The organism is Streptomyces sp. NPDC005931 (assembly GCF_042871235.1).
Classification (GTDB): domain Bacteria; phylum Actinomycetota; class Actinomycetes; order Streptomycetales; family Streptomycetaceae; genus Streptomyces.
On the sequence record NZ_JBIAIG010000001.1, the window covers coordinates 90,768 to 102,987 of the forward strand.

At 73.7% G+C, this 12,220-nt stretch carries 9 protein-coding genes; 3 read left to right on the forward strand and 6 right to left on the reverse strand.

The features are described from left to right. Nucleotides 1–16 precede the first annotated feature (16 nt). The 5 genes from ACFYOV_RS00415 to ACFYOV_RS00435 all read right to left on the reverse strand — a co-directional run bounded on the left by ACFYOV_RS00415 (nucleotide 17) and on the right by ACFYOV_RS00435 (nucleotide 7,825). The gene (locus tag ACFYOV_RS00415) at nucleotides 17–1,426 is read right to left on the reverse strand and encodes a lysine N(6)-hydroxylase/L-ornithine N(5)-oxygenase family protein (RefSeq protein WP_389080885.1); all 1,410 of its coding nucleotides are present in this window, start codon (nucleotides 1,424–1,426) and stop codon (nucleotides 17–19) included. Continuing rightward, nucleotides 1,423–2,964 (reverse strand): aminotransferase class V-fold PLP-dependent enzyme, encoded by a 1,542-nt coding sequence (locus tag ACFYOV_RS00420; RefSeq protein ID WP_389080888.1) that lies wholly within the window; start codon nucleotides 2,962–2,964, stop codon nucleotides 1,423–1,425. Before ACFYOV_RS00420 ends, ACFYOV_RS00415 begins: the two co-directional genes overlap by 4 nt. Nucleotides 2,965–4,145: 1,181 nt before the next feature. Continuing rightward, entirely contained in the window at nucleotides 4,146–6,659 is a 2,514-nt protein-coding gene (gene pepN, locus ACFYOV_RS00425; RefSeq protein ID WP_389080889.1) for an aminopeptidase N, read from the reverse strand. 47 nt (nucleotides 6,660–6,706) lie between these two features. Continuing rightward, entirely contained in the window at nucleotides 6,707–7,336 is a 630-nt protein-coding gene (locus tag ACFYOV_RS00430; RefSeq protein WP_389080892.1) for a two-component system response regulator, read from the reverse strand. 138 nt (nucleotides 7,337–7,474) lie between these two features. Continuing rightward, the gene (locus tag ACFYOV_RS00435; RefSeq protein ID WP_389080894.1) at nucleotides 7,475–7,825 is read right to left on the reverse strand and encodes a chorismate mutase; all 351 of its coding nucleotides are present in this window, start codon (nucleotides 7,823–7,825) and stop codon (nucleotides 7,475–7,477) included. Between the two features lie 137 nt (nucleotides 7,826–7,962). On the opposite strand from ACFYOV_RS00435, the gene ACFYOV_RS00440 reads away from it, so the two are divergent. After that, the gene (locus ACFYOV_RS00440) at nucleotides 7,963–8,883 is read left to right on the forward strand and encodes a hypothetical protein (protein ID WP_389080896.1); all 921 of its coding nucleotides are present in this window, start codon (nucleotides 7,963–7,965) and stop codon (nucleotides 8,881–8,883) included. 554 nt (nucleotides 8,884–9,437) lie between these two features. On the opposite strand, the gene ACFYOV_RS00445 is transcribed toward ACFYOV_RS00440, so the two are convergent. After that, entirely contained in the window at nucleotides 9,438–10,160 is a 723-nt protein-coding gene (locus tag ACFYOV_RS00445; protein ID WP_389080898.1) for a VWA domain-containing protein, read from the reverse strand. A 165-nt stretch (nucleotides 10,161–10,325) separates the two neighbouring features. On the opposite strand from ACFYOV_RS00445, the gene ACFYOV_RS00450 reads away from it, so the two are divergent. Further along, nucleotides 10,326–11,255, forward strand: coding sequence for a rhomboid family intramembrane serine protease (locus tag ACFYOV_RS00450; RefSeq protein ID WP_389080901.1), 930 nt, complete (start codon nucleotides 10,326–10,328; stop codon nucleotides 11,253–11,255). Then, a complete protein-coding gene (locus tag ACFYOV_RS00455; protein WP_389080902.1) occupies nucleotides 11,252–12,163 on the forward strand; it encodes a chitosanase in 912 nt (303 codons plus the stop codon). Before ACFYOV_RS00450 ends, ACFYOV_RS00455 begins: the two co-directional genes overlap by 4 nt. Nucleotides 12,164–12,220: the final 57 nt, after the last annotated feature.

A 12,220-nucleotide genomic window follows, 5' to 3' on the forward strand; every position in this document is an offset into this window, starting at 1 on the left:
GCGTCGGTTGGCGCCTTCAGGTCCCGTCCGCCCATGGGGTGAGCTGTCGTGCTCGCCGGGCGGGCGGGACCTGCCGTTCCGGTGGCCGCAGGCCGAAGGTGGTGAACGCGGTGCGGGTGGGCAGGGGGTAGGTCTCCTCGCCGGTGAGGGAGTTGAGGACGACCGCGCTGCGCCAGGCGGCCAGGCCCAGGTCGGGGGCGCCGACGCCGTGGGTGTGCGTCTCGGCGTTCTGGACGTACACCGCGCCGGTGACGCTCGGGTCGAGGACGAGGCGGAAGTGCTCGTCGACCTGCGGTCGTTGGCTCGCGTCGCGGCGGATGTGGGGGGCGAGGGCGGTGAGGAGGGGGTCGAGGGGGCGCGGGCGGTGGCCGGTGGCGAGGACGACGGCGTCGGTGGTGAGGCGGGAGCGGGTGTCCTGCCGGGTGTGTTCGAGGTGGAGTTCGACCCGGCCGGTGGCGAGGCGGCCGGCGGTGCGGACGCGGACGCCGGGGGTGAGGACGGCGTCGGGCCAGCCGCCGCCGAGGGTGCGTCGGTAGAGCTCGTCGTGGACGGCGGCGAGGGTGGCGGCGTCGATGCCCTTGTGGAGCTGCCACTGCGCGGGGACGAGCCGGTCGCGGACGGGTTCGGCGAGGGCGTGGAAGTAGCGGGTGTGGTCGGGGGTGAAGTGTTCCAGGCCGAGCTTGGAGTACTCCATGGGGGTGAAGGCGTCGGTGCGGCCGAGCCAGTGGAGCCGTTCCCGGCCGACGGGCCGGTGGCGCAGCAGGTCGAGGAAGATCTCGGCGCCGGACTGTCCGGTGCCGACGACGGTGACGTGCCCGGCGGCGAGCAGGGCGTCGCGGTGGTCGAGGTAGTCGTCGGAGTGGATCACGAGGGCGCCGGGGGTGTGGACGAGGGGGGTGAGGGGGCGGGGGACGTGGGGCTCGGTGCCGATGCCGATGACGACGTTCCTGGCAGGGGTGCGGCCGAGGGCCTCGGCCTCGCCGTCGGCGTCGAGCTGGGTGAAGTCGACCTCGAACAGCGCGCGTCGGGGGTTCCAGCGGACGGCGTCGACCTGGTGGCCGAAGTGGAGTGCGGGGAGGTGGGCGGCCACCCAGCGGCAGTAGGCGTCGTATTCGGTGCGGCGGACGTGGAAGTGCTCGGAGAAGTAGAAGGGGAACAGGCGCTCGCGGGCCCGGAGGTGGTTTAGGAAGGTCCAGGGGCTGGTGGGGTCGACGAGGGTGACGAGGTCGGCCAGGAAGGGGACCTGGACGGTGGCGTCGTCTAGGAGCAGGCCGGGGTGCCAGGAGAAGGCGGGGCGCTGGTCGTAGAAGGCGGTGTCGAGGCCGGTGAGGGGATGGGCGAGGGCGGCGAGGGAGAGGTTGAAGGGGCCGATGCCGATGCCGACGAGGTCGCGGGGGCGGTCGGAGGTGTGGGGGGCGGGGGTCATCGGGGGGTGGGTCCTTCCGGGCGGGGGGCGACCGCTTCGGTGAGGTGGGCGTCCACGGCCGGTGTGGAGGGGTCCGGGGCCGGTGTCGAGGGGTCCGGGGCCGGTGTCGAGGGGTCCGGGGCCGGTGTCGAGGGGTCCGGGGCCGGTGTCGAGGGGTCCGGGGCCGGTGTCGAGGGGTCCACGGCCGGTACGTGGGTGTGCACGAGGTCGAGGAGGGCGGCCAGGTCGGCGGTCCGGGCGGCAGGGTTGAGGAGAGTGGCCTTGAGCCAGAGCCGGCCGTCGGCGCGGGCACGGCCGAGGACGGCGCGGCCGGTGGTGAGCAGGGCCCGCCGGGTGGCGGCGACGGCGGTGTCGCCGGCATGGGCGGGCCGGAAGAGGACCGTACTGATGGTGGGCCGGTCGTGCAGCTCGAAGCGGGGGTCGTGGTCGACGAGTCCGGCGAACTCACGGGCCCGGGCGCAGACCTGGTCGACGAGGGCGCCTAGGCCGTCGCGGCCGAGGGTGCGCAGGGTGATGGCGATCTTGAGGATGTCGGGGCGGCGGGTGGTGCGCAGGGAGCGGCCGAGGAGGTCGGGCAGCCCGGCGTCGGTGTCGTCGTCGGCGTTGAGGTAGTCGGCGCGCTGGTGAAGGACGGTGAGGTCGCGCGGGTCGCGGACAGTGAGGAGGCCGGCGGCGACCGGCTGCCAGCCGAGTTTGTGCAGGTCGAGGGTGATGGTGTGGGCGGCGTCGATACCGGCGAGCTTCGGCCGGTGGCGGTCGCTGAGGAGGAGGGCCCCGCCGTAGGCGGCGTCGATGTGGAGGCGGGCGCCGTGGGCGGCGCAGCGGGCGGCGATCTCGGGCAGGGGGTCGACCAGTCCGGAGTCGGTGGTGCCGGCGGTGGCGGCCACGACGACGGGGCCGGGCACGTGGGTGAGGGCCTCGTCGAGGGCGACGGGGTCGAGGGTGCCGGCCGGCGCGGGGACGGCGACGGGGTCGGGCAGGCCGAGCAGCCAGGCGGCGCGCGGGAGCGAGTGGTGGGCGTTGGCCCCGTGGAGGAGTCGTACGGCGCCGCCGTGCGCCTCGCGCGCGAGGAGGAGGGCGAGATGGTTGGACTCGGTGCCGCCGGTGGTGACGAGGCAGTCGGTGTGACCGGTCTCGCGGGCGAGCGCCTCGGTGACGAGGGTTTCCAGGGCGGATGCGGCCGGGGCCTGGTCCCAGGAGTCGAGGGAGGGGTTGAGGACGGACACGGCGAGGTCGGCGGCGACCGCGACGGCGAGGGGCGGGCTGTGCAGATGGGCGGCACACAGGGGGTGGGCCGGGTCTGCGGCGCCTTCGGCGAGGGCGTGGACCAGGGCGCGCAGGGCGTCGGGGTCGCCCCGGTCGGGCAGTACGTCGCCGAGGGCGCCCCGCATCCGGTCGGCGACCGCGCCCGGCCCTCCCGGGGGCAGCGGCCCGCCGCGGGCGTGCGTGCCGGTGTTCAGCGCGTCGAGGACGGTGTCGAGCAACGGCCGCAGGTTGTGGGGGCCTTGGGGGCCCGAGGCGAGGGGCGGTGTGCTCATGGGGGGTCCTCCAGGGCGCGGTGCGGGGACGTTCCGCGGGGAGGACGTCACCTCCCGCGCGGTGCGGTGACGCGCCCGGAAGACCCAACGAGCGGACGGTGAGGGGGGTACGTCCCCTGTGCGGGGGATGGCGCGGGGGACGGCGGGGCAGGGGCGCCGGGCACGGGGGAAGCGGGCGGGACGACGGCCGCGGCACGGGGGAAGCGGGCGGGACGACGGCCGCGGCACGGGGGAAGCGGGCGGGACGACGGCCGCGGCACGGGAGGGCCGGACGGGAAAGGGCCCCGCGCGGGTGATGCAGCCGGTGCGGACCCTGACGGGGGCGGCTGGTGTGGACCGCGGCGGGGGCGGCCGGAGAAGCCCCCGCGCGGACGACGCGGCCGGACAGAGGACCGCGTCGGGAAGCGGACCGGCGAACAACCTTTTGTGCCGGAAGCACGGCCGCACGGCCGCATGGCCGCCCGTGCGGGCAAGCAGCGGGACGAGACCACCAACACGGAACGCAGGGCAGCAACGGCTCCGCGCGACGAACGACACCAACGCCACCGCCGGGCAAGCAGACCGGACCCGAACCTCACGCGGACATGGCCGCGGAGAGTGCCCGTGCCGGCGAGCCCGGCCTGACACCGCCCTGGTGCGCAAGCCCGGCCCGGAAGGCCCCCGACGGCCGGGCGAAGCACGCCGTGCGAGCGGCACAGCCGAAGAAGGACCCGCGGCGGCGGCCGCAGAAACCCCTGTGGACAGCGCAGCCGGTGAGGGGCTCGCGCGGGAAGCGGGCCGGGGAACGACCGCGTGCGGGAACTGGGCTCGGGGAGCGGCCGTGCGCGGGAGGGTGGCGCCGTGGAGGGTTCCACGTGGCGGGACCGGCGCCGAGGCGCACGTCGCCGTGCGCCTGCTGGGCGTGACCCCACCGCGGTGACCTCGACGGTGCTCCCGCGTCCCACACGGCGCGAGGAACGGCGGCGGCCCGAAGGGGGGCGCTTCCCGCGCGGGAACGCGCAGTCACCGGAGTCGTGCGCCGCGACCAGCGCGCGACCAGTGCGCGACGTACCCGGGGCGAGCCGCGCCCCCGACGACGAGCCCACTCCCCGGCCTCGTGCTGCGCGCTCCCCGCTGCTCGCCCGCGCGCTGCCCGCGCCCCCACCCGGAGGCCGGCGGTGCGCGGGGGGCCCGTGCTGCGGCTACGCCTCCTGGACGCGCAGTGCGCGGGCCAGGTCGTCGAGTTGGTCGACGAGTTTGCGGCGGAGCGCGGGGATGGGGTCGGCCTTGCGCAGGCACTTCTCGCCGAGTTTCAGGTTCTCCGCGTCGACGGCGTGGGCGGGGAAGGCCCAGCGGCCGGCGGCCTCGGCGATGGCGGGGCCGCGGCGGGCGGCGAGGGCGACGGCGTCCTTGTAGTAGCGGGGCACGTACGGGCGCAGCAGCTCGGCCTGTTCGGGCTGCCAGAAGCCCTGGGCGGTGGCGGTGAAGAGGTAGTTCGACAGCTCCGTCCGCTCGTCGGAGCCGAACATGGCCTCCCACGCCCGGGCCTTGGCGTCCTCGTCGGGAAGGGCGGCCCGGCAGCGGGCGGCGGCCTCCCGGCCGCTGGCGCTGGGGTCGCGTTCGAGTTCGGCGGCGATGGCGTCCTCGTCGGTGGCGCCGAGCACGGCGAGCCGGGACAGCACCCGCCAGCGCAGTTCGGGGTCGAGCTCCGGGCCGCCGGGGACGGTGCCCTCGGCGAGCCAGGCGGTGATGGTCTCCGGGTGGGCGGCGGTGTCGATGAAGTGCCGTACGGCGATCAGGCGCAGGCCGGGGTGGTCGCCGTCCTCGGTGCGGCGGATGAGGTCGCGGCACAGGGTGCTGAGGGTGGAGAGGGCGGCGGGGCGTTCCCCTGGGGCGAGGTAGCGGTCGGCGATGTGGACGGAGGTGAAGGCGAGGACGCCCTGGGCGATGGCGAGGTCGGTCTCCTCGGGCAGGTGGGTGCCGGCCGTCGCGAGGTAGGTCCCCGGCTCGAGTTCGCCGTCGCGCACCATGTCGCGCAGGGTGTTCCAGACGACCGCGCGGGTGAGCGCGTCGGGGATGCCGGACAGGCCGCGCAGGGCGGTCTCCAGGGACACCTCGTCGAGGCGGACCTTGGCGTAGGTCAGGTCCAGGTCGTTGGGGACCACGAGGGCGGGCCGGGTGCCGGCGCGGGGCTCGGGGACGCGGACGTGCGGGACGTCGGTCTCGTAGCGTTCCCGCAGGACGAGGGTGCGGCCGTCGCTGAGGTCGCGGTCGTACACGCCGACGGTGACGCGGTGCGGGCGGCTGCCCTCCCGGTCGAGGGCGAGGGTCCACTCGCCCGGGCGGGACTCCACGGATGCCGTGAGCCGGTCGACGCCGCTGGTGCGCAGCCAGGCGTCGGCCCAGGCGTGGACGTCGCGGTCGGTGGCGGCGGCGAGGGAGTCGATGAAGTCGGTGAGGGTGGCGTTGGCGAACCGGTGCCGGGTGAAGTGGGTGTTGATGCCGTCGAGGAAGTCCTTCTCGCCGAGCCAGGCGACGAGCTGGCGCAGTGCGGAGGCGCCCTTGGCGTAGGAGATGCCGTCGAAGTTGAGCAGCGCGGAGGCGGTGTCCGGGACGTTGTCGGGGGCGACGGGGTGGGTGGAGGGACGCTGGTCGGCGTCGTAGCCCCAGGCCTTGCGGACGACACCGAAGTCGGTCCAGGTGTCGCGGAAGCGGGTGGCCTCGGTGAGGGTCTGGTAGCCCATGTACTCGGCGAAGGACTCGTTCAGCCAGATGTCGTCCCACCACTTGAGGGTGACGAGGTCGCCGAACCACATGTGGGCCATCTCGTGGGCGACGACCATCGCGCGGGTCTGGCGTTCGGTGTCGGTGACGGCGGAGCGGTAGACGAACTCGTCGCGGAAGGTGACCAGTCCGGGGTTCTCCATGGCGCCCGCGTTGAACTCGGGTACGAACGCCTGGTCGTAGGAGTCGAAGGGGTAGGGCTCCTGGAACTTCTCGTGGTAGCGGTCGAAGCACGCGCGTGTGATGTCGAGGAGTTCGTCGGCGTCCGCGTCCAGGTGGGGGGCGAGCGAGCGGCGGCAGTGGAGGCCGAAGGGCAGTCCGCGGTGCTGGGTGCGCACCGAGTGCCACGGGCCGGCCGCGACGGCGACGAGGTAGGTGGAGATCAGCGGGGTGGGGGCGGCGCGCCAGCGGCCGTCGCCGAGGTGCTCGGTGATGCCGTTGGCGAGGACACTCCAGTTCCCGGGGGCGGTGACGGTCAGCTCGAAGACGGCCTTGAGGTCGGGCTGGTCGAAGGCGGCGAAGACGCGCTGGACGTCGTCCATGAAGAGCTGGGTGTAGACGTAGGTCTCACCGTCGGTGGGGTCGGTGAAGCGGTGCATGCCCTCGCCGGTGCGGGAGTAGCGCATGGAGGCGTCCACGCGCAGTCGGTGCTCGCCGGGGGTGAGGTTCTTCAGGTGCAGCCTGTTGCCGTCGAGGGTCTCCGGGTCGAGGGGCTGTCCGTCCAGGGTGACGCTACGCAGCTCGGCGGGCTTGACCTCGACGAAGGTGTCCGTGGCGTCCTGGTCGGCGCGGACGGTGAACAGGATCAGGGTGCGGGAGTCGAAGGTCTCGTCCCCGGTGGTCAGATCGAGTTCGATCGTGTAGCGGTGGACGTCGAGGAGCCTTGCACGGGTCTGCGCTTCGTCGCGCGTCAGTACGGACATGCAGGCCATGCTGCCTGATGCCGTTGGCGAGGCACAGAGGTGGATCGGTACGCGCCCTATGTCCGGTCGCGTTGGAGCGCGGTGGGCGCCCCCCTGGGGTGTTCGGGAGGTACCCGGGTGTGCGGGTGGGGCAGGGCGAGGGCCGCGGGGGGCGCGGGGGCGGGCGGCGCGGGGTGGGTGGGGGCCGCCGGTGCTGGGTGGGTGGGGGCCGCCGGTGCGGGGTGGCCGGGGTGTCCGGGGTGGCCGGTGCGTTCCTTCAGCAAGGTCCGCAGTTCGCGGATCTCGCGTTGCAGGGCGAGCTGGCGCTGGTGGGCGTCGTAGAGGTGGCGGATCTTGGTGCGCAGTGCCCAGGGGTCGACGGGTTTGGTGACGAGGTCGGCGACGCCGAGGGCGTAGGCGGCGGAGCTGAGTTCCTGGTCGGGGCCGAAGCCGGTGAGGAGGACGACGGGGATGTGCTGGGTCTGTTCCAGGCGGCGCATGTAGCGCACGACCTCCAGGCCGCCGGCGCCCGGCATGCGGACGTCGAGGAGCAGCAGGCCGACGTGGCCCCGCAGCACCTGTTTGAGTGCCTGCTCGCCGCTGGTGGCCCGGCCCAGCAGGTGGCCCAGCGGGGCCAGGGCGCTCTCCAGCGCGTACAGGGTGTCGTCGTGGTCGTCGACGATGAGGATCCTGGCTGCCTGCGGCATGGCGGACGTCCCTCCTCGTGGGGGACCGAATGCTCTGTCCGGGGTGCTGACGCGTGGTGCTCGCCGGCTGACAAGGAGTGCACAGCGCAGCATGCACCGTGCGGGGCCGCGTGTCACTCCCCGGGGAGGGCGTTCGCGTCAGCCCGCGGTGGGGGTGGAGCCGTTCACGGTGTCGTCGGCGATGCTTTCGTGGTGGCGGATCACCTCGGCGATGATGAAGGTCAGGAACTTCTCCGCGAAGGCCGGGTCGAGTTTGGCGTTCTCGGCGAGGGTGCGCAGCCGGGCGATCTGGCGGGCCTCGCGTGCCGGGTCGGCGGGCGGCAGCTGGTGCCGGGCCTTGAGGCGGCCGACCTGCTGGGTGCACTTGAAGCGTTCGGCGAGCATGTGGACGACGGCCGCGTCGATGTTGTCGATGCTGTCGCGCAGCCGGGCGAGCTCCTCGCGGACGGCGGGGTCGACGTCACCGGTACCGGTGTTGCTGGTGGTCATGGGGGGTCAGCCTACGGGGCGGTCCGGGCGCGCGGGCCCGGTCCCCGTGGGCCGGTCCCGGTGGCCTCGTGCGTCTCGGCCGTCGCCGGGGCGGGCCGTACAGTGGAACCGGGGGCAGGGCGTCCTGGGGGTGAGGCGTGGCGGACGGCGGACCGGTCGAGCACGGCTTTCCGCACCTGGAGACGGTGCGGACGGCGATCACCGCGCTGTACCGGCGCCTGTCGTACGACACGATCCGGACGTTCGCCATCAGCGTGCCCCCGGCCGACGTGGCGTTCTGCGACACCGACGATCTTCATCTGGGGGCGCAGCGGGTGGCGCGGGAGCTGGTGCGGCACTACCGGTTGCCGGACGCGCGGCTGATCGTCGGGTTCCGGGAGATGCAGCACGCGGCGAACGTCGAACTGGCCGCGGGTCCGGAGTACTTCGTCGAGCTGAACGACCGGTTCCGTACGCATCGGCGGGACATCGGGGCGGCGCTGGCCCACGAGGTGATGCACGTGTATCTGCACCGCCTGGGTCTGTCGTTCTCCGGCACCCGGGACAACGAGATCCTCACCGACACGGCGGCGACGTACCTGGGCGCCGGCTGGCTGCTGCTGGACGCGTTCCGGGAGGACGGGGTGTCGTCGCAGAAGCTGGGCTATCTCACGCCGGAGGAGTTCGGGTACGTGCTGGCGAAGCGGTCGCTGCTGTTCGGCGAGGACCCCTCGTTGTGGTTCACCAGTCCGCAGGCGTACACGGCCTACGGGAAGGGCATGGCGCTGGCCCGCCGGGACGAGCAGCAGCCGCCGCTGACGGCCGCGGGCTGGGCGGGGCGCCGCCGCTACGCCCGGGACCGCCGTCACGCGCAGGACCACCACGTCGGCCGACCGGGTCCGTCCGCTCCGCGAGCGGACGTCTCCTACGCCTTCACCGCGGACGGCCCGGACACTGGCGGTCCGCTGCGGGTGTCCTTTCCGTGCCCGACCTGCCGGCAGCGGATCCGGGTGCCGGTACGGGGGCGGGTGCGGGCGCGGTGCGGATTGTGCCGGACGGTGCTGGAGTGCGACACGTAGGTATCGCGCCACGTGGCTGCCGCGTCCGTCGGGCCGTGGGGGCCCGTCGGCCCGTCGTCGTGGGGTGGCCGCGGCGGTCGTCGGAACGTCCTTCCTCGACGATCGGGCCGCCCTGTCCGCCGCCACCGACTGGATGTAGGCGGCGGCGGATACCGTGCATCGCATGATGCACCCCATGGGAGGGGGCATGCCGTTGCACAGGCGAACCAGACCCCTGCTTGGGCATGACGTCCCGCTGACTGCGCCTCGGCACCTCGCCGACGACCGCGGCTGCTCGTCGGCGGGCGCCCCGCTGGGACCGACCCCTGTCGGGTGATCTCGTTCACGGTGATCGGCGCCTTCGCTGCCGGACCCGTGGGCGACTGCGGCGTCGGCCGAGCGGCAGGGTGCGTCGGCACGTCGCGCCGAGGAGCCCTGGGGAGTCCCCGCGCAGTCATCCGGGCACGGATGCGAGACACGATCGCGTCCGTGTCCGCTCCTCTCCTCCGTCAGGTTCTGTCGATGCGGAGCCCGCTTCTTGCGTGGGTCGGGTCCGGGGGCCGTCGTCGGTGCTGCTACGCCCGTACGATGCCCTGGGCGCGGGCGGCCACCAGCCACTTGGGGAACTCTCCCACCAGCCGGTCGTACAGTTCGGCGTCCGCGACCTTGCGGGGGTTGCGGCCCGCGTGGAAGAAGCCCGCGTTGTCGACGATCCGCTTGTCGGGTACGGCGAGTTCGTCCAGTCTGCGCAGGTACTCGAACTGCCGGCTGCCCGGGTCGCCGAATCCGATGAACTGCCAGAAGAGGGGCAGCCGGGCCGCCTTGCACAGGTACCGCTCCGCGGCGAGCCGGTTGACGGGGCCGCCGTCGGTCTGGAAGACGACCAGCGCGGGCTCGGTGGCCCCGCTGTCGAGGTAGTGGTCGATGACCGCGTCCATGGCCAGGTGGTAGCTGGTCCTGCCCATGTGCCCGAGTCCGGCCACGATGCGTTCGACGGCGCCCCGGTGGTCGCCGAGGGCGATGTCGGTGACGGCGTCGACGTCGGTGGAGAAGAACACCACCGGCACGGTGCCGTCGTCGTCGAGGTGGGCGGACAGGCCCAGCACCCGGTCGGCGAGCGCCTGCACGCTGCCGTCGTCGTAGTACGGCTTCATCGAGCCGGAGTAGTCGACCACCAGGTAGACCGCGGCCCGCAGCCCGTCGAGGCCGTGCTTGGCGAGTGAGATCCCGGCCGCCTTGTACGGGCCGGTCAGCGCGGGCGCGGTCTCCTCCACCTTGCGGAGACTGATCGCGGCCATGTGAGCTCCCCCCTCGATCACCGGCACCGGCTGCTCGGGCACCGGAACCCGCCCCGAGCGTACGGCACGGCGACCCCGCCCCTCCCTGCGCCCACCAGCGTTCGCTATTTTGTTCGCCGCCGTCCCCACCGGCTCATACCCGTCGACCCGCGAGGAGCCGGCCCCTTGGATGCCGAGTCCGCCGTCACCACCTGCTACCGCCACAGCAGGGTGGAGTGCCACGTCCGCTGCATGCGCTGCGAGCGGTACATCTGCCCGGACTGCATGCGGGAGGCGGCCGTGGGACATCAGTGCCCCGAGTGCGTGAGGGAGGGCGCGCGGTCGGTGCGGCAGGCGCGCACCCTGGTGGGCGGCCAGCTGTCGGCGGTGCCCGTGGTGACGTACGCGCTGATCGCGGTCAACGTGCTGGTGTATGTCGCCGAGCTGGTGCGGCCGGAGATCGTGGACCGGTTCGCGATGCTGGGCGCGGGGCTCGTCGGGCCGGACGGCGAGCACTACGTGTGGGTCGACGGCCCGTACGTCGGGGACTTCCACGCCGAGGGGCTGGTGGACGGTGAGTGGTACCGGCTGCTGACCGGTGCCTTCCTCCATCTGCCGCCCGCCGGGGAGACGTTCGGGATCCTGCACGTCGTGATGAACATGGTGGCGCTGTGGAACCTGGGCCGGCTGGTCGAGCCGATGCTGGGGCGGGTGCACCACCTGGTCCTGTATCTGCTGTCGGCGCTCGGCGGCTCGGTGCTGGTGCTGCTGATCGCTCCCCGGGACCTGGCGGTCGGCGCGTCCGGGGCGATCTTCGGGGTCGGCGCCGCGTACTACGTGATGGCCCGCCGGATCGGCGCCGACATGAGCGCGGTGAACCGGTTCCTGGCCGGGCTGCTGCTGTGGCTGGTGGTCTCCGCGGCCTTCACGTCCTGGGAGGGGCATCTCGGCGGGCTGCTGACGGGCGCCGCGGTGGCCGTGACGTACGCTTACGCGCCCCGGGGCCGGCGCCGAACCGTGGTGCAGGCGGGTGTGTGCCTGGGGCTGCTGGTGCTGCTCTCGGTGGCGGTGATGGTGAAGGTGGCCGGGCTGACCGGCGGAGGTGTCTTCCAGTGAAGCGTTCGGCTCTGCTGCTGTCCGTGGCGTTTCCCCTGCTCGCGCTCGCGGCGGCGGTCTTCTTCCTGCTCCGGCCCGGGGAGTCCGGCACCTCGACGGGCGACCCGTACGCGGCGGCGTCCCCCGGTTCCCGCGAGGAGGCCAAGGCGCGGGCGGAGTCGGAGCGGGCCAAGGACGACGAGGTGGTCGCGTCCCGCCCGCCGGGGCTGGCCGCCCCGGCGAAGAAGGAGCTCGCCCAGCAGGTCCTGGCGAGTGCCGTGCACTCCACCCTGCGCTGGCGGGACACCTACGGCCGGATCGAGGACCGGAACGACGGCGTCGGCTACACGGCGGGCGTCGTGGGCTTCTGCACCGGTACCCACGACCTGCTGGCCCTGGTCGAGCGGTACACCCAGGAGCACCCGGACAACCGGCTCGCGCCGTTCCTGCCCGCGCTGCGCGAGGTGGACGGAACGGACTCGCACGAGGGCCTGGACCCGGGCTTCACGGAGGCCTGGCGGGCCGAGTCGCAGCGGCCGGAGTTCCGCAGGGCGCAGGACGAGGAGCGCGACCGCACCTACTTCGACCCGGCGGTGCGCATGGCCAAGCTCGACGGGCTGGGCACCCTCGGTCAGTTCGTCTATTACGACGCGATGGTCCAGCACGGCCCCGACCCGAGCCCCGAGGGCTTCTACGGCGTGCGGGAGAAGGCCATGCTCAAGGCCAGGACACCGGGCGAGGGCGGCAGTGAGAAGGCCTACCTGGAGGCGTTCCTCGAGGTGCGCCGCGCGGCGATGCGGGCGAAGCGGCCCGACGCCGACACCTCCCGCGTCGACACGGCCCAGCTCCGCTTCCTGCGCGCGGGCAACCTGGAACTGGACACGCCGCTCACGTGGCAGGTGTACGGCGAGACGTACCGGCTGCCGTAGCGGCCCGGCCGGAGAACAGGCGGAGGCGCCTGCCCAGTCGTCCGGTCGGGGACTGGC